The following is a 19,506-nucleotide window of genomic DNA, read 5'->3' on the forward strand; positions in this document are numbered from 1 at the left end:
CTGTCGATCGCCAACCAGGCGCCGCAGACCGTCACCTCGCTGTTCCGTTAAGGAACACGGGGCGACCGCCCCCTCGGGGGCGAGACGATCCGGAATACCGGGGCGGAGCAATCCGCCCCGGTTTTTTTGGTTTCCGGACGATACGCGCCATCGGCATTCATATCGTCTGCGAGGGACGCGGCATGGCTCGACAGGGGGGATGGGTCGGTGGCGGGTCAAGACGACCCGATGCGGGCTATCGTCCGACGATGGATGCGGGTCGGGGAAGCTGGCCGGGGGATGCGGGGCGGCCAGCGGCCGCGCCGGGGGTTTATGCCGGGCTGGCGACCACGTTGACCAGCAGCACGGCGGTGATGGTGCTGTCGCGGCCATGCAGGGCCGCCGTCATGTCGTGCGCCAGCTTTTCCGCATCGACCGGGACGAACGGCGAGGCATAGAGGCGGGCGAACTCGCTCGCGCCGGCCAGTGCCGCCTCGCGCAGGGCGGGCATCTCCGCGGTTATCTTCGCCGCCGCGACGGGATCGCTCGCGCGCAGCACCAGCTTCAGCCGCAGCCGGGCGCTGGACCGGTTGCCCTCCACGATCGGCACGTCGAGCTGTGCCATCGGGATCAGGTCGACGCCGCCGGCCGCCCCGCCGCCGCCGCCGCCGCCGTTCGCCAGCGCGGTCGCGGGCGCCAGACCGATCGCGATCGGCACGGCGAGCAGCGACATCAGGCGGTTGGCGGGCATCGTGATCCTTCGGTTGGCGGGCGCCATCGGCGGTGCCCCGCGACCGTCTATCGCATCCACATCCTATAATTCGGTTTCGGCAGAGGGTTAAAGGCAGGTCATGAGCGACGATCGTAAACCAGGCCGGGTACGGATAGTCTCCGGTTCAGGCGGCCGGACCGTCACGGAAACACCCGTGGCGGTGGCACCCGAGATCGCCGTTACCCCCGCCACGCCATCGGGCAAGGCGAAGGGCGGTATGAAGGCCGCGCTGCTGCCCGGCGCGCTGTTCCTGATAGGGTGCATCGGCGGCGGCGTCGCGATCGCGCGGCTGGTGCCATGATCGCTCGCCCGCTGCTGGCGACGCTGCTGGTCGGGGGCCTCGCCGCCGCCGCGCTGGCCAACGATACCCCCGCGCACGACGCCCCCGCGCATGAGCCGCCCTCGCACGGTGCGGCGCCCGCCGCCGGCCATGCCCCCCCGATCGCCGGGTTCGCGGCCGTGCTGGCGGAACGGCCGCTGCCCGCCGGTCCCGCCGCCTGGGTGGCGATGACGAAGGAGGATGCCTGGGCACGGATCGCCGCGGCCACGCCCGGCAGCCGGCAGGCGGTCCGCTGGGACTATGCCGGCAGCCTGATCGCGGTCGGGCGCGGTCCCGATGCGATGGGTGTGCTGGAGGTGATGCGCAGCGACGATCCCGATCTGGCGATGGTGCCCGGCTGGCGTCGTGCGAACGGCGCCGCCGCCGCCCAGGCGGGTCACGCCGACGATGCGCTGGCGATGCTGGCCGATCCGATGCTGGTCGGCGATGCCGAATCATGCCTGTGGCGGCTGCGCGCCCTGGCCGCGACCGAACGCTGGCGCCCGGCGCTCGAACAACTGGCGTGCGCGCTGCCCGCGCTCAACGCGCGGCATGGCCGTGCGCGCCGCCCCTTCATTCTGGCGGCAGGCGAGGCGGCGGTGGCGCTGCACCGCGATCAGGCCGCGCTGGACTGGCTGGCGGCGCTGCCGGACGGCGATCCCGCCGCCAACCTGCTGCGCGGCAAGGCGATGCTGGGCGTGGGCGAGGGGAAGGAGGGCCGGCTGCGACTGGCCCGCGTCGCGATCAGTGGCGATCCTGAACAGCGCGCCGATGCCGAACTGTCGACGATCGAGGCGGCGCTGGACGCGCACGACCTGCCGCCCAAGGAGGCGGCACAGCGGCTCGACCGGTTGTTGCTGACCTGGCGCGGCGATGCGGTGGAGCAGCGGGCGTTGCGCGTCGCGCTCGCGCTGGCGTTGCGGACGCATGATACGCCGGCCGCGCTGCGATCGGGGGCGGCGCTGTTCCGCTATGGCGGCGCGGGGGCGGATGCGGGCACGATCGCGACGCAGTTGCGCGGCCTGCTCGCCGCCGCGCTGGCGCCCGAATCGAAACTGCCGCTGCCGCAGGCGGCGGGGCTGTTCTGGGATTATCGCGACCTTGCGCCCGCCGGGGTGGCGGGCAACCGGCTGGCGGACGGCCTGATCGACCGGTTGCAGGCGGCGGGCCTCTATACCCGCGCGGCCGATCTGCTCGACCACCGCATGAACGCGGGGCCGCGCGATATCGAACAGGGGCCGCTGTCGGTCCGGGTGGCGACGCTGCGCATCCTGGCCGGCCATCCCGATGCCGCGATCCGGATGCTGCGCGCGACCGACGATGTCAGCTATCCCGCCGCGATGTTCGCCGACCGCCGCCGGGTGGAGGCCGCCGCGCTCGACATCATGGGCCGCCGGGCAGAAGCGCTGGCCGCATTGCAGGACGTGCCCGACGCCGCCGGCATCGCCGCCGAAATCCACTGGCAGGCACGTGACTGGGCACATCTGGTCGAGGTCGGCGAGCCTGCCTTGCCGGCCCCCGGCAAGCTGAGCGAGGTCGGTCAGGCGGTGGTGCTGCGTCATGCGATCGCGCTGGCGATGCTGCAGCGGGAGGCGGCGCTGACCCGCCTGCGCGACCGCTACACCGCCTCGTTCGCCAAATTGCCGACGGCGGCGGCGTTCGGGCTGCTTACCGCGAAGGCGGGCACGGTCGACCCGGCGGCGATGGCCGGGGCGATGGCCGCGCTGCCGTCCGCCAGCCCGGCGGGCGCGATCGGCGACCTGATCGCCCAAGGCCGCGAGGCGCGACAGGCGCCGGCAGGGTAGGTCGCCCCGCCGGTGCCGCGTTACGCCGTCTTCGCCCGCAGCGGGGTGCCGTCCAGCTTGTAGGCGCGGCGGACGAGGTTGTACGTCAGATCGACCGCCGTCTCGTGCGCGTCCGCCTCGCTCATCCGCCCCTCTGCGACCAGCCGGGCGAGGAAGCCGCAATCGACGCGCCGCGCCACGTCGTGTCGCGCCGGGATCGACAGGAACGCGCGGGTATCGTCGTTGAAGCCGACCGTGTTGTAGAAGCCGGCGGTCTCCGTCGTCATCTCGCGGAAGCGGCGCATCCCTTCCGGCGAATCGTGGAACCACCAGGCCGGCCCCAGCTTCAGGCAGGGATAATGCCCCGCCAGCGGCGCGAGTTCGCGCGCATAGGCGGTCTCGTCCAGCGTGAAGAGGATGATCGACAGGTCGCGTTCGTTGCCGAACCGGCCCAGCAGCGGCTTCAGCGCGGCGACGTAATCGGTGCGGGTCGGGATATCGGCACCCTTGTCGCGACCATAGGCGGTGTGCAGCCAGCGGTTATGATTGCGCGACGAACCGGGATGGATTTGCATGACCAGCCCGTCGTCCAGGCTCATTCGCGCCATCTCGGTCAGCATCTGTGCGCGGAACAGTTCCGCCTCCGCCGGGGTCGGCGTGCCGTGCATGACGGTGGCGAACAGCGCCGCCGTCTCGGCGGTCGACAGGTCGGCGGTCGCGGCGGTGGGGTGGCCATGGTCGCTGGAGGTCGCGCCCATCGCGATGAACGCCTGCCGCCGCATACGGTGTGCGGCGAGATAGCCGGTCCAGTTGCCGACATCCTCGTCGGTCAGTTCGGCGAAGCGGGCCAGGGCGGCACGGAAGTCCTCGTGATCGGCATCGATCACCGCATCGGGGCGATAGGCGGTGACCACCTTGCCCTGCCAGCCCGATTGCCGGATCGCCTCGTGATGCTCCAGCGTGTCGTGCGCGCCCTCGGTGGTGGCGATCAGTTCGATGTTGAAGCGGTCGTAGAGCGCGCGCGGGCGGAAGGCGGGGGTGGCCAGCAACTCGCCGATCCGGTCGAAATACAGGTCGGCGGTGGCGGCGGACAGCGCGACCTCGAACCCGAACACCTCGGCGAAGACATGATCCAGCCACAGCCGCGACGGCGTGCCGCGAAACAGATGCTGGTGCGCCGCGAAGGTTCGCCATGCCGCGCGCCGGTCCGCCGTCGCCGGGCGGCCGTGGGCGGGCACCGCCAGCGTTTCCAGCGGGATGCCCTGGCTGTAGAGCATTCGGTAGAGATAATGGTCGGGTGCTAGCAGCAGGTCGGTCGCGTTCTGCCACGGTGCGTCGGTGGCGAACCATGCCGGATCGGTATGCCCGTGCGGGCTGACGATCGGCAGTGCCGCGACCGTTGCATAGAGCGCACGGGCGATTCCCCGCGTGGTCGGGTCGGCGGGGAATAGGCGATCCGGATCGAGGTGCAGCGGCGTCATCATGAACATCCTGTTGGCTTGTGCCAGCGATGGCACGGATGCTAGGAACAGGCAATGTCATCTGTCGTCCCGTTTCCGCCGTCCGTCCCGTCCGCCACCGCCGGCCTGCCGCCGATCGTGCGGGTCGATCCCGCCGATCAGGTCGGCGTCGCGCTCCGCCCGCTGGTGCCGGGGGAGGTGCTGACGGTGGACGGCGGCGCCTTGGCGGTCATCGACCCGATCGCGATCGGCCACAAGATCGCGCTCGCGCCGATCGCCATCGGCGACGACGTGCGCCGCTATGGCTGGCCGATCGGCCGCGCGACGCAGGCGATCGACGCCGGCCGCCACGTCCACAGCCACAATCTGGCGACCAAGCTGTCGGGGGAGGAGCCCTATCGCTACGATCCCGCGCCGGTGATCGCGCCGGTCGCGGGACGGACGAGGGGCTTCAGGGGCTATGTCCGCAGTGACGGATCGGTCGGGACGCGCAACCAGATCTGGGTGATCCCCACCGTCGGCTGTGTCGGCCGCACCGCGCAGCGCGTCGCGATGGCGGCGGCGAAGGCGTCCGGCGTGGACGACGTGCTAGCCTTCGCGCACCCGTTCGGCTGTTCGCAGCTGGGCGACGATCTCGACGGCACCGCGCGCGTGCTGGCGGCGCTGGCCTGCCACCCCAATGCCGGCGGCGTGCTGCTGCTGGGGCTGGGGTGCGAGGAGAACCAGTTGTCCGCCCTGCTGGAGCGCCTGCCGCCCGAGCGGCGCGACCGGGTACGCAGCGTCGGGGCGCAGTTGAGCGCTGACGAATATGGCGATGCCGCGCGTGCCATCGCCGAACTGGGCGAGATCGCCGGCGCCGATCGCCGCAGCGAGGTGGGGCTGGATGCGCTGCGCCTCGGGCTGAAATGCGGCGGATCGGACGGGTTCAGCGGGCTGACCGCCAACCCGCTGATCGGCCGCGCCGCCGATGCGGTGACGGCGGCGGGCGGCACCGCGATCCTGACCGAGATACCCGAGATGTTCGGCGCCGAGCGCCTGTTGATGGCGCGGGCGCGGGACGAGGCGACGTTCGACCGGCTCGTGACCCTGGTCAACGATTTCAAACGCTACTTCCTCGATCATGGCGAGCCGATCTCGGAAAACCCCAGCCCCGGCAATGTCGAGGGCGGGATCACCACGCTGGAGGAGAAGTCGCTGGGCGCGGTGCAGAAGGGTGGCCGTGCGACGGTGACCGACGTGCTGGGATATGGCGAGCAGGTGCGCCGCCCCGGCCTGGTCGTGCTGGAGGCGCCGGGCAACGACGCCGTCTCCACCACCGCGCTGGCGGCGGCGGGGGCGACGCTGACCCTGTTCTCCACCGGCCGCGGCACGCCGCTGGGCAGCCCGGTGCCGACGATGAAGCTGGCGACCAACCACGGCCTCGCCACCCGCAAGCCCGGCTGGATCGATTTCGACGCGGGCGCGGTGCTGGAGGACGGACTGGACGTGACGGCGGCGGCACTGCTGGATCGCATCTGCGCGGTTGCGTCGGGCGAGCCGGCGCGTAACGAGATCAACGAGGAACGGGAGATCGCCTTGTGGAAGCGCGGAGTGACGTTGTGACACGATTATCGAACGCCACCCTCGCCGATCTGCCTGCTCCGGTCGCCCGGCCGGGCTATGATCGCACCACGCTGGTGCCCGGTATCGTCCATGTCGGCCCCGGCGCGTTCCACCGCGCGCATCAGGCCGCCTATGCCGATGCGGTGCTGGCGCACGATCCGCGCTGGGCGATCAGCGCGATGGCGCTCAATTCCACCGACGTCGCCGATGCGCTGCGCCCGCAGGACGGGCTGTACACGCTGGCGCTGCTGGGGGCGGAGACGAAGCTGCGGGTGGTCGGATCGATCGTCGAGCTGCTGACCAAGGCGGAAGGCGACGCCTTCGCCGCGCGGATCGCCGCACCCACCACCCGCCTCGTCACCGCGACCGTGACCGAGAAGGGATATTGCCTGACCGCCGGCGGCGGGCTCGACCGCGATCATCCCGCGATCCGGCGCGATCTGACCGATCCGGCGCGGCCGGTCAGTTTCGTCGGCCGGCTGGTCGATGGCCTCGGGCGGCGGCGCGCGGGCGGTGCCGGCGGGCTGACGGTGCTGTCGTGCGACAATCTGGCGGGCAATGGCCGTCGCCTGTCCCGCGCGGTCGGCGATTATGCCGCCGCGATCGATCCCGATCTGGCGGCATGGATCGCCGGCGAGGTCCGCTTCCCCAGTTCGATGGTCGATTCGATCACCCCGGCGACCGACGACGCGCTGCGTGCGACGGTGGCGGCGGCGGGCATCGACGACGCGTGGCCGATCCAGCGCGAGGCGTTCACCCAATGGGTGATCGAGGACGATTTCGCCCGCGAACGCCCCCCCTTCGATCTGGCCGGCGCGCAGTTCGTCGCCGATGTGACCGGGTTCGAGGAGGCGAAGCTGCGCCTGCTCAACGGCGCGCATTCCTCGCTCGCCTATCTCGGGCTGCTGCTGGGGCACGAGACGGTCGGCGACGCGATGGCGGACGCGCGGCTGGCGGGCTTCGTCGAACGCCTGATGCGCGACGATATCGCGCCTGGCCTCGGCGTCACGGCCGGGCTGGATACGGGCGCGTATATCGGCGCGATCCTCGACCGGTTCCGCAACCCCGCGATCCGGCATCTGCTGGCGCAGATCGCCTGGGACGGATCGCAGAAGCTGCCGTTCCGGCTGCTCGCGACGATCGTCGATGCCCGCCGCGCCGGCCGCCCGGTCGACCGGCTGGTCGTGCCCGTCGCCGCATGGCTGCGTTTCCTCGCGCTGCCGCGGCCGCCGATGGCACCGCTGGTCGATCCGCTGGCGGCGAGGCTGACGGCGCTGGCGCACGATCCCGATGCGGTGGTGCAGGACGGCGGCGTCTTCCCGGCCGATCTGGTGGGCGACCCGACGTTCCGGGCGGCGCTGGCCCATGCGTGGGTCGGGCTGTGCGACGCATCCGGCATCCTCGGCCGGTTGGCCTGAATGTTTCGCCCCCCCGCCACCATCACCGATGTCGCCGCCGCCGCCGGCGTGTCGATCCGCACCGTATCGCGCGTCCTCAACGATTCGCCCAAGGTGGGCGAGGAAACCCGCGTGGCGATCAAGGCGGTGATCGAACAACTCGGTTTCCATCCCAGCAGCCGGGCACGGGGCATGGCGACCGGCCGGTCCTATCTGATCGGGGTGATCCAGGACGATCCCAACGCCCATGTCATCGGCGTGCTTCAGCGCGGGATCGCCGGGCTGTGCGCGCAGGAGGGCTACGAACTGGTCGTCCACCCGGCGCGCTACGACGATCCCGATCTGGTCGGCAACGTCCGCGATTTCGTCCGCCGGTCGCGCGTGGACGGGGTGTTGCTGTTGCCGCCGGTGTCCGAACTGGCCGATGTCGCGGCCGCATTGGCGGCGCTGGGCGTGCCGGCGGTCGCCCTGGCGGCGGCGGCGGTGCCCGGCCACCGGTCGATGCTGGTCAGCGACGAACGCGGGGCGACGGCGATGCTGGCGGATCATCTCGTCGCGCTCGGCCATCGGCGGATCGCGATGATCACCGGCCCCCGCCGGTTCCGCTCGTCCAGCGAACGCGAGGGCGGTTTTCGCGATGCGCTCGTCCGGCACGGACAGGGCCTGCCGGACGACTTGCTGTACGAGGGGGATTACGGATTCGCCGGGGGCCTCGCGGCGGCGCGCACGCTGCTGGCGCTGCCGGATCGGCCGAGCGCGATCTTCGCTGCCAACGACATCATGGCCGCCGCGGTGCTGAAGGCGGCGGGGGAGGCGGGGCTGGTGGTGCCGCGCGACCTGTCGGTCGCCGGGTTCGACGACAGCGATCTGGCGACGATGCTTACCCCCGCGCTCACCACCATCCGCCGGCCGCTGGAAACGATGGCGGCGGATGCGACCGGCCGTCTGCTGGCGCTGATCGGGGGCAAGCCACAGGACGAACCCGCCCCGGTCGCACTGACGCTGATCGTGCGCGAATCGACGGCGGCAGCGCTCTAGGCGAGCGCGGCCACGAAGCGCCGTGCCTGCTCGCCCACCGCTGTGGCCGACTGGCCCGGCCGGTAGAGCGCGGAGCCGAGCCCGAAGCCGTCACAGGCATCCCGCCACGCCGGGATCGTATCCGGCGTCATCCCGCCCACCGCCAGGATCGGCACGTCGCGCGGCAGCACGGCGCGGTGCGCCCTGATGACGGCGGGCGACCCCGCCTCTGCCGGGAACAGCTTCAGGCCGGTCGCGCCGGCGGCCAGCGCGGCGAACGCCTCGGTCGGGGTGAAATAACCGGGCAGCGCGATCAGCCCCGCCGCCGCGCTCGCCGCGATCACCACGGGGTCGGTATTGGGGGATATCGCCAGCCGCGCCCCGGTCGCCGCCAGCCGCGCCACGTCGTCGGTGGTCAGCACCGTCCCCGCCCCCACCAGCGCGCGGCGGCCCAGCCGCGCCACCAGCCGGGCGATGCTGTCGAACGGATCGGGGGAGTTGAGCGGCACCTCGATCATCGAGAAACCGGCCTCGACCAGCGCGTCGCCGACCGCCTCGACCTCCGCCGGGGTGACGCCGCGCAGGATCGCGACCAGCGGGCAGCGCGTCAGGGCGTCGCGCAGTTCGGTGCGGGTGTTCATGCGGCAAGGCTCCGGATGGCGGTGATGCCGGCGACGAAGGCGGCATGACTGTCGACCGCGACCGGCACGCCGCCCGCCATGGTGACGGCGGTGGCATAGAGATCGCCCAGCCCCGGCTCGGCGAGGATATGGACGGCGGTGCCGGGGGCCAGCCGGCGTTCGGCCACGTCCTGCCCGATCAGCAGCCCGCTGACCCGCGCCGCCACGTCGTCCGCCGGGGTACGGCCGAGCACCGCGCCCGCCCGCTCGCCGAACAGCGCGGTCAGCGGTGTAGCTGTAGCGGCGAGGGCGAGGCCGTCGCGAAAGGCGGAGCCGTCCGCCACCGCGCCGGTCATGAAGTCGGCGAGCAGGCTGTGCGCGCGCAGCAGTGCGAACAGCTCGCCCGTCATCGCGGTGGCGAAGCCGGTGATCGCGCCGTCCGCGATCGTCGCCCATTTGCTGTGCGTGCCGGGCTGGCAGAGCAGCGCGTCGGGCGGTGCCAGCCCGGCGGCGATCGCCCCCAGCAACTGCACCTCCTCGCCCCGCATCACATCGGGCGCGGCAGCGGCGGCGGTGGCGACGCCGGGGACGATCGCGGTGCGCCCCGGCTCGATCCAGATCAGGTTTTCCGCCAGCGCCCCGATCGTCGCGGGGCAGGGGACATAGGGGGCGACCGCCCAGCCGCGCGTCGATCCGACCATGCCCGCGCACAGGACGGGCAGGTCGCCCAGCCGCGCGCGGATGCCCGCCACCTCGTCCGCGAACCCGCCGGGCGGCACCGACAGGATGCCGCGCCCGTCCCGCTCGCCTGCGATCACCGTGCCGTCGGCGGCGATCACATGGCAGCGGCGGTTGGTCGTGCCCCAGTCGATCGCGATGAACGCGCCGCCGGGCGGCGATCCGGTCACCACCCCGCCAGTCACCCGGTCACCACCAGGTGGCGTACAGGGCCACCAGGATCAGCACGACCGCGATCGCGCCGACGTTGAAGCCGGTGCCGGTGCGATAGCTGACGTTGACGGTATCGATCGTGTCGGTGCCCGCCCGCGCCCGTTTCGCGACCAGCGAGACGATGACGGCCAGCGCCAGCGACAGCAGGAACACGATGCCCATCCGGTCCATGAACGGCACGCCCGGCATCGCCACCTTGAACCCCCAGGACAGCAGCACCGATCCGGCGGCGGCGGCCAGTGCCCCCGCCTCGTTCGCGCGCTTCCAGAACAGGCCGAGCAGGAAGATCACGGTGATGCCCGGCGTGAAGAAACCGGTGAATTCCTGGATGAACTGGAACGCCTGATCCGATGCGCCGAGCAGCGGCCGCGCGGTCAGGATCGCGATCAGGATCGCGACGCTGGCGGCGATGCGGCCGACCAGCACCAGATGCTGTTCCTGCCCCGCGCCGCGATCGACGTTGTTCTTGCGCTTGGCATACAGGTCGAGCGTGAAGATCGTCGCGATCGAATTGATCTTCGACGCGGTCGACGCGACGATCGCCGCGATCAGCGCCGCGAAGACCAGCCCGAGCAGGCCGGACGGCAACAGCCGCATCATCGTGGGGTATGCCTCGTCCGGCTTGCCCAGCGTCGGCGCCAGTACGACGGCGGCGATGCCGGGCAGCACGATGACCAGCGGCATGACCAGTTTCAGGAAGGCGGCGAACAGCACGCCCTTCTGCGCCTCGTTCAGCGACTTGGCGGCCAGCGCGCGCTGGATGATGTACTGGTTGAACCCCCAGTAGCTGAGGTTGGCGATCCACATTCCGCCGATCAGCACCGACAGGCCCGGCAGGTCCATGTAATGCGGGTCGCCGCGTTCCAGAATCATGTGGAAATGATCGGGTACCGCCGCGGTCAGCTTGCTCCAGCCGGCGAACACGCCCGCACCCGCGCCGATCTCGTCCAGCGTCAGATACGCCACGACCAGCCCGCCCAGCACCAGCAGCGTCACCTGCACGATGTCGGTCAGCGCCACCGCCTTCAGCCCGCCCTTCAGCTGATAGACCAGCGCGAAGACGCCGAGGATGACGAGCGCGACGTTCTGGTCGATCCCCGCCACCTTGGTGACCGCGATCGAGCCCAGCCAGATGATCGAGGTCAGGTTCACGAAGACGTACAGCGCCAGCCAGAACAGCGCCATTAGCGTCCGGATCGACGGGCCGTACCGCCTCTCCAGGAACTGCGGCATCGTGTAGATCTCGTTCTTCAGGAAGATCGGCAGGAAGAACTTGCCGACGATCAGCAGCGTCAGCGCCGCCATCCATTCGTACGACGCGATGGCGAGGCCGATGGCATAGCCCGAGCCGGACATGCCGACGATCTGTTCGGCGGAGATGTTGGCTGCGATCAGCGAGGCGCCGATCGCCCACCAAGGCAGGTTCTTCGACGCGAGGAAATAATCGGTGCTGTTCTTCGGCCCGGCCCCCGCCTTGTCGCGCGAGACATATTGGGCGAGCCCGAAGATGCAGACGAAATAGATCGCGACGACCGCGATATCGATAGTGGCCAGCTGCATCCCGTCCCCGTCCGAACTTATAGTATCTATCAACGCTAGCAGCGGCACGGGGCCGCGCGCAAGGCGGACGTGCCGGCGCGTTTATGCTGCACTGCGGAACAACCCCGTCCGCGCCCGGTTGACCGGTGATGGAGATCAGCCGCTGGCGGGTGCCGCCCGAATGGGTCTGGGTGCAGGACATTGCGATCGTCGCCGTCGCGGTGTTCATGGCGGTGCTGGCACACGCGCTGGCGATGCGCATCCTGCTGCGTACCGGCCGCCGCCGTACCCGCGACGCGCGCGAGACGGTACTGGCGGAAATCCGCACGCCGTCGCGCTGGTTCGTCATCTCGATCGGGCTCAGCTTCGCCACGAAGTTCCTGTCGATGGACCGGGAGATGCGCGAGCTCTGGCAGCAGATACAGGGGTTCGCGGTGCCGGCGCTGATGGGCTGGCTGGCGGTGTCGATGCTCCACGCGCTGCAACGCATCGTCGAACTGCGCGCCGACATCACCGTCGCCGACAACCTCGCGGCCCGTCGGCAACGGACGCGCGCCACGATCCTGGGACGGATCGGCACCTTCTTCATCGTGTTCCTGACGATCTGCCTGATGCTGCTGAGTGTGCCGGGCATCCGCACGATCGGCGTCACGCTGATGGCGTCGGCGGGTCTGGCCGGTCTCGTCGTCGGTGCGGCGGCGCAGCCCGCGCTGAAGAACGTGATCGCCGGCATCCAGATGGCCTTCACCGAGCCGATCCGCCTCGACGACGTCGTCATCATGGACGGCGAATGGGGCCGGGTGGAGGAGATCCGCCTGACCTTCGTCGTCATCCGGATCTGGGACGAGCGGCGACTGGTGGTGCCCGTCTCCAAATTCCTCGAAGCCAGCTTCCAGAACTGGACGCGCGAGACGAGCCAGTTGCTCGGCTCGGTCTTCTGGTATCTCGACCCCGCCACCGACATCGCCCGCCTGCGCGAGGCGGTGGGCCGGGCGGTGCAGGCGAGCGCGCTGTGGGACGGCCGCTTCTGGAACTGTCAAGTGACGGACGTGAAGACCGATGCGATCGAGGTGCGCGGCCTGATGACCGCGAAGGACGCCAGCACCGCGTTCGACCTGCGCTGCGAAGTGCGCGAGGCGGTGTTGGCCTTCGTGCGCGTCGACATGCCAGAGGCGCTGCCGCGGCGGCGGGTGGAGATGCCGGCGGTAGAGGGGTAGTCGTCCGCCGTCAGCGTGGTGTGGCGGCGGTCAATGAGCCATCCCGGCCAGTAACGGTAAATTCCCTTCCTCCCTGCAATCCGGGTCCCGTGACCTCGACAAGATAGCGGCTGCCCACCAGCAACAGGGGGGCAGGGCCACTGGGTGTGTAACCCGCGGGTACCTTTCCATAGTCGAATTGCGTGCGACAACGATCGGGTTCTGCGGTGGCGACCTCCCAGAGCGGCGGCGTGACCGCGATGTCGGCACCGGCCAGGGTAACGGTCAGACCCTGAACGCAGGGCGGCTCGCCCGCCCCCGTCCGGGCTGTCGTGAACGTCACTGAATCGCCTTTCCTGACGATATCGACCACCACTTCGTCCGTGCAGGCAACCAGTAGAAACGTCGATGCGATCAACCCGATAAGGGCGCGACTATTGACCATAAATTCCCGTCCCGCGAAGTTTGCCACGCAATATTCACCTTGAAGCGTCAGCCGATGCGGATTTTTGATCGGATGGGTGAACATGCCGGGAACGAGGTGGCCGTCAGCAACGCAGAGGGGCGTCATATACCCAGCCAATCCAGCCCGCCGGGAAGGTCTTCCGCCGCGAAATCCAGTTGAAGAACACGTCGGCGGGCCGGAACGGCTGCGATCTTGGATGCATGGAGGATCGGCGTTGCGTAAAGCCATATGTCGCCGGCCTTCGCGATACAGCGGAGAATGCCGCGCTGGCGGACCGTGTCGTTGATTGCATCCACCGGAATGCGCCCATCCCGATGCGATCCGGGTGCGATCAGGAGGGGCGCGTTCGTGGCGGGAACGTCATCCAGATGTACCCGCAATGTGACCATGCGCTTCAGCAGATCGAAGGGAGGGGCGACATGCAGGATACCTCCCTTGACCGTCCATGGCCCGAAGCCATCAACGACGATCTTTTCCCGCACGGCGATCGTACGATCCTGATGCCACGCCAGCGACCAGTTCGTCGCTGCCGTCTTGTCGAACAGGATGGCCCGTACCGGGCGGATTGCAGAACCGAGGGCGCCCGCCGCGATTGATCCGATCGACCCTTTTGGCGTCAGAAAGGAATCCAATCCGCCAAGACCATTCAGGCGTACTCCCGCCCGTTCATCAGGCAGAGAACTGATGACGGCAAGCAGACCAGCCAGATCGTTGATGGCAGCGCCCTGGTACAGTTGCGCGCCATGGTCGCGGAGGTTGAGCGGCATGATATCATCGTCGCGGCGCATCATGTCAGCTAACTGGATCGACTGAAGTCATCCACCCGTATCTGAAGGACGAACGACCATCTGCCTTCACCAAAGCCGGGTTTCATCAACCGGCGATATCGTTGCTCTTACCCGATTTGTGCCGTGTCGCCCACCACCTCACGCCCTTCCAGTGCATCGAGGAACAGGCGGCACCACCAGAACACGTCCTCCGCCCGCACGTTCTCGATCATGGCCTGCCAGCGGCGGATGCGTTCGGCGCGGGGCATTTCCAGCGCGGCGGTGATCGCGTCGGCCATGTCCTCGGCGCTGTAGGGGTTGATGAGGACGGCCTCCTTCAGCTGCGCCGCCGCGCCTGCGAAGCTCGACAGGATCAGGACGCCGGGGTCCTCCGGGTCCTGTGCCGCGACATATTCCTTGGCGACGAGGTTCATGCCGTCGCGAAGCGGCGTGACCAGCGCGATGCGCGCGGCGCGGTAGATGCCCGCCAGTTCGGAGCGGGGATAGCCGCGGTTGACGTAGCGGATCGGCACCCAGTCGATATCGGCATATTCGCCGTTGATCCGCCCCGACAGCGCGTCGAGGTCGCTCCTGATCTCCTGATAGGTGTCCACGTCGGCGCGGCTGGGCGGCGCAATCTGGAGCAGATAGACCAGCGCGCGGCGATCCGGGTTGTTCGCCAGGAACCGTTCGTATCCCAGCAACCGTTCGCGCAGGCCCTTCGAATAATCGAGCCGGTCGACCCCCACGATCAGGCTGCGCCCGGTGGACGACATGTGCATCCGGTCGTGCGCGAACCGTGCCTCGGGCGAGGCGGCGGCCGCCTCGAACTCGGCGGTGTCGATGCCGATCGGCGCCACGATGGTGCGGACCGTGCGGTCGCCGACGGTGGCGCACCCGTCCTCGTCGATGGTGCCGCCCATGATGTCGACGACGTAGCGGCGGAAACTGTCCAGCCAGTCCTCGGTATGGAAACCGACCACGTCATAGGCGAACATCGATTCGACCAGCTTGTGATGGCTGGGCAGCGAGGTGAGCAGCCGCGCCGGCGGCCACGGCGTGTGCAGGAAGAAGCCGAGCCGGTTCTTCATTCCCCGCCGCCGCAGTTCGCGGCCCAGCGGGATCAGATGATAGTCGTGGACCCAGACTAGATCGTCATCCTCGACCAGCGGCATCACCGTATCGGCGAAGCGCTCGTTGACGCGGCGATATCCGCCTTCGAAATCGCGTTCGAATTCGGTCAGGTCGATGCGGTAATGGAACAGCGGCCACAGCGTGCGATTGGCATAGCCGTTGTAATATTCGTCGATATCCTGTTCTTCGAGGTCGATCGTGGCGGTCGTCACGCCGCCGCCTTGCGTTGTCCGGATATCGCCGGTGAATTCGGGCGTGGTCTCCCCCGACCAGCCGAACCAGATGCCGCCATTCTCGCGCAGTGCGGACAGCAGGGCGACGGCGAGGCCGCCCTGATTGCCGGCGGCATCGGCGGTCGGCACGGCGACCCGGTTGGATATGACGACGAGGCGGCTCAACGTACTTTACTCCAGGGTTCGCTCAACAAAACCGCGCAGTTGATCAGTCCCACAAGCGAATAGGTCTGCGGATAGTTGCCCCACAGTTCGCCGGTGGCGGGATCGATATCCTCCGACAGCAGCCCGGCGGGGGTGCGCCGCGCCACCATTTCCTCGAACAGCGCGCGGGCATCGTCGCGCCGGCCGGTCGCGTGCAGCGCCTCGATCAGCCAGAAGGTGCAGACGTTGAACGCGGTGGCGGGCAGCCCGAAATCGTCCTCGCTGTCATAGCGCAGCATGTAGCTGCCGCGCCGCAGCCCCCGCTCCACCGCCGCCAGCGTCGACTGGAACCGGGGGTCGTCGGGCGCGAAGAAGCGCAGGTCGAGCAGTTCGATCAGGCTGGCGTCGAGATCGTCGCCCTCGAACGTCGCGGACATGCGGTCGGTGTCGGGGCGCCATGCCGCCGTCTCGATCCGGGCGCGCATCGCGGTGGCGCGGTCGTTCCAGAAGCGGCAGCGCTCGTCCAGCCCCAGCGCGCGCGCCGCCCCTGCCAACCGGTCGCATGCCGCCCAGCACATCGCCGCCGAATAGGTGTGGACCGCGGTGCGCGTGCGCAATTCCCACAACCCGGCATCGGGCTGGTCGTACACCTGCCATGCCAGTTCGCCGACCTGTTCCAGCGCGCGGAAATCGTCCTCGCCCGCGACGCGATAGAGGCGGGTGTCATGGAACGCCTGCACGTTGGACAGTACGATCTGGCCATAGGCGTCGTGCTGCACCTGTTCGTATGCCTGATTGCCGACCCGCACCGGCCCCATGCCGCGATAGCCGGCCAGTCGCTCGGCGAACCGTTCGGGCAGCGGCGCCTCGCCCGCGACGCCGTAGAGCGGCCGGATATGGTCGCCGCCCTCCTGATCGACGATGTTGCGCAGATATTCGAGATAGCTTTCCAGCACGTCGAGCGCGCCCAGCCGGTTCAGCGCCTGCACCGTGTAGTATGCGTCACGAATCCAGCAGTAGCGATAGTCCCAGTTGCGCTCGCTATCGGCATGTTCGGGCAGGCTGGTGGTCATCGCCGCGACGATCGCGCCGGTTTCCTCGTGCTGGCACAGTTTCAGCGTGATTGCGGCGCGGATCACCACCTCCTGCCATTCCAGCGGGATGGCGAGGCCGCGGACCCAGTGGCGCCATTCGTCGCGGGTGCGATCGAACATCATGCCGACCTCATATTCCAGCTTGCCCGCGAAACTCTCGTCGGGGCCGAGGAAGAAGTGCAGCGGGCGTTCCAGCCGGAAATATTGTTCGTTCCGCAACCGGTCGATCGCCGCGTTGGTGGTCAGCCGCAAGGTCTGGTCGCGCATCAGATAGCGGATGTGATTGGACCCGGCGGTGATGCTGGTCGGGTGGCCCCAGTCGGTCGCGACGCGCAGCACCACGCGGATGCGCGGGCTGCCCGCCACCGGCCGCACGATGCGGACGAAGGCGGTCGGGCGGTAATCGCGGTCGTTGCGCACGAAGCGCGGGCAGAAATCGATCACCTCCACCGCATTGCCCCCGGCATCCTCGTGCCGGGTGACCAGAATCGGGGTGTTGCGCAGATAATGTTGTTCGGTCTTCACCGCGCCGTCGAGTTCGATCGTCCAGAACCCGGTCTCGGTATCCTCGCGGTCGAGCAGGGCGGAAAAGGCGGGATCGCCATCGACGCGCGGCACGCATCCCCACACGAAACGGCCGGTGCGATCGATCAGGGCGGATACCTGGCAATTGCCGATCGGCCACAGGTTCATGTCCTGGGTCAGCGCGCCTGCTCCAGCAGCGCCGCCAGCCAGTCGCGCAGCGCGGCCACCCCGCCCAGCCGGTAACGGGCCTGCGTCGCGCGAGCGGGGCCGATCAGCACTCCGGCCCCGCCCAGCGCGGCGGCGGCGGCGAAGCCGTCCTCGTCGGTCACGTCGTCGCCGAAGAACCACGGCGTCGCGCCCGCCATCGTTTCGTCCGCGAACAGCGCGCGCAGCCCTGCGCCCTTGTCGCCGGGCAGGCGCACCTCGGCCATCATCTTGCCGGGCTGGAAGGTCAGCCCGTGCGTCGCGGCGACCTGAGCCGCCGCCGCGCTGGCCTCGGCCTCCAGTTCGGGGCGGGCGCGGTAATGCAGCGCGGCACCCAAGCTCTTGGTCTCGAACACGATGTCGTTGCGCGTCGCGAACGCCGCCATCTCCGCCGCCGCCGCGTCCAGCGCGGGCGAGCGGCCGGGCAGGCTATGGCCATTCGCCGGCGTCCGCAGTTCTGCGCCGTGGCTGGCCGCGATCGCGAGCAGCGGCCCCCGCGTGCCGAGGAAGCCGTCGAGCTGCGCGACCGACCGCCCACTGACGATCGCCACCCGCCCCGGCATCGCTGCCGCCAGCCGGTCGATCAGCGCGAGCAGCGCATCCTCCACCACCACCGCCTCGGGCCGGGCGGCGAGTTCGACCAGCGTCCCGTCGAAATCGAGGAACAGCGCGGTCGTGGCGGGATCGGGCAGGGGCGGGGCGATCAGGTCGGGTGCATCCATGCCCCCGATAACGGCCCGCTCCCGCATCCGTTGCGCCGCCGATACAAAAGCGGGCCGCCCGTTTACCCGGTCGGTCGACCGGTTAGCTGCGCATGATCGCCATCACCGCATCGATCACCGACGATCCGGCGAGCGGACCGACCAGCAACATCAGCAGGTTGAAGCCGATCACCCAGCCCACCACGCGTTCGCCCCGCTTCGTCAGCCGGGGTGCGGGCGGGGCGGGGCGCCATGGTTCGGCGGGGGGCCAGGGATCGCGGGTATCGAGGAACATGGTCGTTCTCCTGTGGTCGGTGCGTCAGCTCGTCGGCATCGGTCCCCGGAACACGTCGATCCCGTCATACCGTTTCAGCGCCACCGGCCGGCCGGTCCGCGCGCTTTCGTAGATCGCCTCCATCACGACATGGTCCTGCAATCCCTCCTCGCCGGGCGTGCGCGGGCGGCGATCGGCGATGATGCAGTCGGCCATATGATCGATCTCGGCGGCGAACTGGTTCTTCGGCGGGATGTTGACCTGCTGGCGCACGTCCGCCCCGCCCATATTCTGCGCGACGTACAGTTCCTGCCCGCGATAGCGATAGGCGGAGGGCATCTGCACGGTGGCCCGCGCGAAATTCAGCACCTGTGCCTTGTCGTCCCGTGCGCCGTAGCTGGTCAGGCATTGCGCCATGAATTCGGACGGGAAGCGCATCGTGAACGCCACCGTCTCCTCCACCTCGGCATAGCGCGGGTCGCCGGGGGGGCTGTACTGCCGTGCGAACACCTCGACCGGCTCCTGCCCGGTCAGGAAGCGTGCGGTGTTGACCAGGTACAGCCCGATATCGGGCAGCGTACCCCCGCCCGCCAGCGCCTTCTTGTGCCGCCATTGTTGCGCGCCGTCGGGGGCGACGGTCTGCGTGTTGGTCATCGTCGCGCCGACCAGCCGGCCGAACGTCCCCTCCTGCACGAAGCGGCGGGCGCGCTGGTTATAGGGTTCGTACTGGATGCGGTACGCGATCATCAGCTTGACGTTCGCCTTCGCGCACGCCGCGATCATCGACCGCGCCTCCGCCGACGAATTCGCCATCGGTTTCTCGCACAGTACATGCTTGCCGGCGCGCGCCGCGCGTTCGACATACTCCCGGTGCATCCCGTTGGGCAGCACGATATACACCGCCTGCACCGCCGGATTGTCGCGCAGCCGGTCGAACCCCGCATAATCGTAGCACTGGTCCGGCGCGATGCCATATTGCGCCGCCACCGTCCGCAGCTTGTCCGGCGATCCCGATACCAGCGCGACCAGCTTCGCGCTCTTGCATTCCGCGAAGGCGGGCAGCAGTTCCTCCAGCGTCAGCCGGCCGAGCGCCACCACCGCGAAGCCGACCCGCTTTTCCGGGGGCAGGGGCGCGGGCGGCGGCGCGCTCTTGGGATCGGCCTCGCCCCGCCATTCGGGAAAGGCCACCTTGCCGCCCTCGACCCGGCCGGTATCGACCGCGCTGGGGGGCGGCAGGCGCTGCGCCACCGCCTTGCCGCCCAGCGCGAGTCCCGCCACGGCACCGCCCATCAGCATCAGGCGCCGGTCTATCGCATCGGTCATCGGCA

General features: G+C 69.5%; 18 protein-coding genes. 6 read left to right on the top strand and 12 right to left on the bottom strand.

The annotated features are described in order from the left end of the window. Window positions 1–310: 310 nt before the first annotated feature. Window positions 311–730: a hypothetical protein gene (locus ABD719_RS17225; RefSeq protein ID WP_344694600.1), complete on the bottom strand. Its 420-nt coding sequence runs from the start codon at window positions 728–730 to the stop codon at window positions 311–313. A 175-nt stretch (window positions 731–905) separates the two neighbouring features. On the opposite strand from ABD719_RS17225, the gene ABD719_RS17230 reads away from it, so the two are divergent. Together ABD719_RS17230 and ABD719_RS17235 are read left to right on the top strand one after the other, a co-directional pair. Continuing rightward, complete coding sequence (locus ABD719_RS17230) at window positions 906–1,052, top strand: hypothetical protein (protein ID WP_344694601.1); 147 nt, start codon at window positions 906–908, stop codon at window positions 1,050–1,052. Further along, entirely contained in the window at window positions 1,049–2,875 is a 1,827-nt protein-coding gene (locus tag ABD719_RS17235; RefSeq protein WP_344694602.1) for a hypothetical protein, read from the top strand. The genes ABD719_RS17230 and ABD719_RS17235 overlap by 4 nt, the downstream gene beginning before the upstream one ends. Before the next feature lie 20 nt (window positions 2,876–2,895). On the opposite strand, the gene uxaC is transcribed toward ABD719_RS17235, so the two are convergent. Next, complete coding sequence (gene uxaC / locus ABD719_RS17240; protein ID WP_425567204.1) at window positions 2,896–4,335, bottom strand: glucuronate isomerase; 1,440 nt, start codon at window positions 4,333–4,335, stop codon at window positions 2,896–2,898. A 54-nt stretch (window positions 4,336–4,389) separates the two neighbouring features. Here uxaC and ABD719_RS17245 point away from each other — a divergent pair, with 54 nt between their 5' ends. Genes ABD719_RS17245 through ABD719_RS17255 form a run of 3 tightly spaced genes read left to right on the top strand, consistent with a single transcriptional unit; the run spans window position 4,390 to window position 8,351 of the window. Continuing rightward, window positions 4,390–5,916, top strand: a complete 1,527-nt coding sequence (locus ABD719_RS17245; RefSeq protein WP_344694604.1) for a UxaA family hydrolase — start codon at window positions 4,390–4,392, stop codon at window positions 5,914–5,916. Then, a complete protein-coding gene (locus ABD719_RS17250; RefSeq protein ID WP_344694605.1) occupies window positions 5,913–7,334 on the top strand; it encodes a mannitol dehydrogenase family protein in 1,422 nt (473 codons plus the stop codon). Before ABD719_RS17245 ends, ABD719_RS17250 begins: the two co-directional genes overlap by 4 nt. Beyond that, entirely contained in the window at window positions 7,335–8,351 is a 1,017-nt protein-coding gene (locus tag ABD719_RS17255; RefSeq protein ID WP_344694606.1) for a LacI family DNA-binding transcriptional regulator, read from the top strand. On the opposite strand, the gene ABD719_RS17260 is transcribed toward ABD719_RS17255, so the two are convergent. The 3 genes from ABD719_RS17260 to ABD719_RS17270 are packed head-to-tail and all read right to left on the bottom strand — an operon-like array spanning window position 8,348 to window position 11,461. Next, a complete protein-coding gene (locus tag ABD719_RS17260; RefSeq protein ID WP_344694607.1) occupies window positions 8,348–8,971 on the bottom strand; it encodes a 2-dehydro-3-deoxy-6-phosphogalactonate aldolase in 624 nt (207 codons plus the stop codon). The genes ABD719_RS17255 and ABD719_RS17260 overlap by 4 nt on opposite strands. Beyond that, window positions 8,968–9,861, bottom strand: a complete 894-nt coding sequence (locus ABD719_RS17265; protein ID WP_425567209.1) for a 2-dehydro-3-deoxygalactonokinase — start codon at window positions 9,859–9,861, stop codon at window positions 8,968–8,970. The genes ABD719_RS17260 and ABD719_RS17265 overlap by 4 nt, the downstream gene beginning before the upstream one ends. A gap of 16 nt (window positions 9,862–9,877) precedes the next feature. Then, window positions 9,878–11,461, bottom strand: coding sequence for a sodium/sugar symporter (locus ABD719_RS17270; protein ID WP_192127236.1), 1,584 nt, complete (start codon window positions 11,459–11,461; stop codon window positions 9,878–9,880). 128 nt (window positions 11,462–11,589) lie between these two features. On the opposite strand from ABD719_RS17270, the gene ABD719_RS17275 reads away from it, so the two are divergent. Next, entirely contained in the window at window positions 11,590–12,657 is a 1,068-nt protein-coding gene (locus ABD719_RS17275; protein ID WP_344694682.1) for a mechanosensitive ion channel family protein, read from the top strand. 10 nt (window positions 12,658–12,667) lie between these two features. On the opposite strand, the gene ABD719_RS17280 is transcribed toward ABD719_RS17275, so the two are convergent. From ABD719_RS17280 to ABD719_RS17310, 7 genes are all read right to left on the bottom strand, one after another. Next, window positions 12,668–13,165, bottom strand: coding sequence for a hypothetical protein (locus ABD719_RS17280; RefSeq protein ID WP_344694609.1), 498 nt, complete (start codon window positions 13,163–13,165; stop codon window positions 12,668–12,670). A 38-nt stretch (window positions 13,166–13,203) separates the two neighbouring features. After that, window positions 13,204–13,893, bottom strand: a complete 690-nt coding sequence (locus ABD719_RS17285) for a phytanoyl-CoA dioxygenase family protein (RefSeq protein ID WP_344694610.1) — start codon at window positions 13,891–13,893, stop codon at window positions 13,204–13,206. Between the two features lie 104 nt (window positions 13,894–13,997). Continuing rightward, on the bottom strand, window positions 13,998–15,401 hold the full coding sequence (locus tag ABD719_RS17290; protein WP_344694611.1) for an alpha,alpha-trehalose-phosphate synthase (UDP-forming): 1,404 nt from the start codon (window positions 15,399–15,401) through the stop codon (window positions 13,998–14,000). Continuing rightward, the gene (locus ABD719_RS17295) at window positions 15,398–17,167 is read right to left on the bottom strand and encodes a glycoside hydrolase family 15 protein (RefSeq protein ID WP_344694612.1); all 1,770 of its coding nucleotides are present in this window, start codon (window positions 17,165–17,167) and stop codon (window positions 15,398–15,400) included. The genes ABD719_RS17290 and ABD719_RS17295 overlap by 4 nt, the downstream gene beginning before the upstream one ends. Window positions 17,168–17,175: 8 nt before the next feature. Next, on the bottom strand, window positions 17,176–17,925 hold the full coding sequence (gene otsB, locus ABD719_RS17300) for a trehalose-phosphatase (protein WP_344694613.1): 750 nt from the start codon (window positions 17,923–17,925) through the stop codon (window positions 17,176–17,178). 82 nt (window positions 17,926–18,007) lie between these two features. Further along, the gene (locus ABD719_RS17305) at window positions 18,008–18,199 is read right to left on the bottom strand and encodes a hypothetical protein (protein ID WP_192127223.1); all 192 of its coding nucleotides are present in this window, start codon (window positions 18,197–18,199) and stop codon (window positions 18,008–18,010) included. Between the two features lie 24 nt (window positions 18,200–18,223). Next, complete coding sequence (locus ABD719_RS17310; protein ID WP_344694614.1) at window positions 18,224–19,501, bottom strand: Gfo/Idh/MocA family protein; 1,278 nt, start codon at window positions 19,499–19,501, stop codon at window positions 18,224–18,226. Between the last annotated feature and the right edge of the window lie 5 nt (window positions 19,502–19,506).

Source organism: Sphingomonas cynarae (assembly GCF_039537815.1).
Taxonomy (GTDB): Bacteria; Pseudomonadota; Alphaproteobacteria; order Sphingomonadales; family Sphingomonadaceae; genus Sphingomonas; species Sphingomonas cynarae.

Bases quoted from the DNA above. Each gene is read 5' to 3' on its own strand.
- ABD719_RS17225 (WP_344694600.1), bottom strand. From the start codon at position 730: ATGCCCGCCAACCGCCTGATGTCGCTGCTCGCCGTGCCGATCGCGATC.
- ABD719_RS17235 (WP_344694602.1), top strand. From the start codon at position 1,049: ATGATCGCTCGCCCGCTGCTGGCGACGCTGCTGGTCGGGGGCCTCGCC.
- uxaC (WP_425567204.1), bottom strand. From the start codon at position 4,335: ATGACGCCGCTGCACCTCGATCCGGATCGCCTATTCCCCGCCGACCCG.
- ABD719_RS17245 (WP_344694604.1), top strand. From the start codon at position 4,390: ATGTCATCTGTCGTCCCGTTTCCGCCGTCCGTCCCGTCCGCCACCGCC.
- ABD719_RS17255 (WP_344694606.1), top strand. From the start codon at position 7,335: ATGTTTCGCCCCCCCGCCACCATCACCGATGTCGCCGCCGCCGCCGGC.
- ABD719_RS17260 (WP_344694607.1), bottom strand. From the start codon at position 8,971: ATGAACACCCGCACCGAACTGCGCGACGCCCTGACGCGCTGCCCGCTG.
- ABD719_RS17270 (WP_192127236.1), bottom strand. From the start codon at position 11,461: ATGCAGCTGGCCACTATCGATATCGCGGTCGTCGCGATCTATTTCGTC.
- ABD719_RS17275 (WP_344694682.1), top strand. From the start codon at position 11,590: ATGGAGATCAGCCGCTGGCGGGTGCCGCCCGAATGGGTCTGGGTGCAG.
- ABD719_RS17280 (WP_344694609.1), bottom strand. From the start codon at position 13,165: ATGTTCACCCATCCGATCAAAAATCCGCATCGGCTGACGCTTCAAGGT.
- ABD719_RS17285 (WP_344694610.1), bottom strand. From the start codon at position 13,893: ATGATGCGCCGCGACGATGATATCATGCCGCTCAACCTCCGCGACCAT.
- ABD719_RS17295 (WP_344694612.1), bottom strand. From the start codon at position 17,167: ATGAACCTGTGGCCGATCGGCAATTGCCAGGTATCCGCCCTGATCGAT.
- otsB (WP_344694613.1), bottom strand. From the start codon at position 17,925: ATGGATGCACCCGACCTGATCGCCCCGCCCCTGCCCGATCCCGCCACG.
- ABD719_RS17305 (WP_192127223.1), bottom strand. From the start codon at position 18,199: ATGTTCCTCGATACCCGCGATCCCTGGCCCCCCGCCGAACCATGGCGC.
- ABD719_RS17310 (WP_344694614.1), bottom strand. From the start codon at position 19,501: ATGACCGATGCGATAGACCGGCGCCTGATGCTGATGGGCGGTGCCGTG.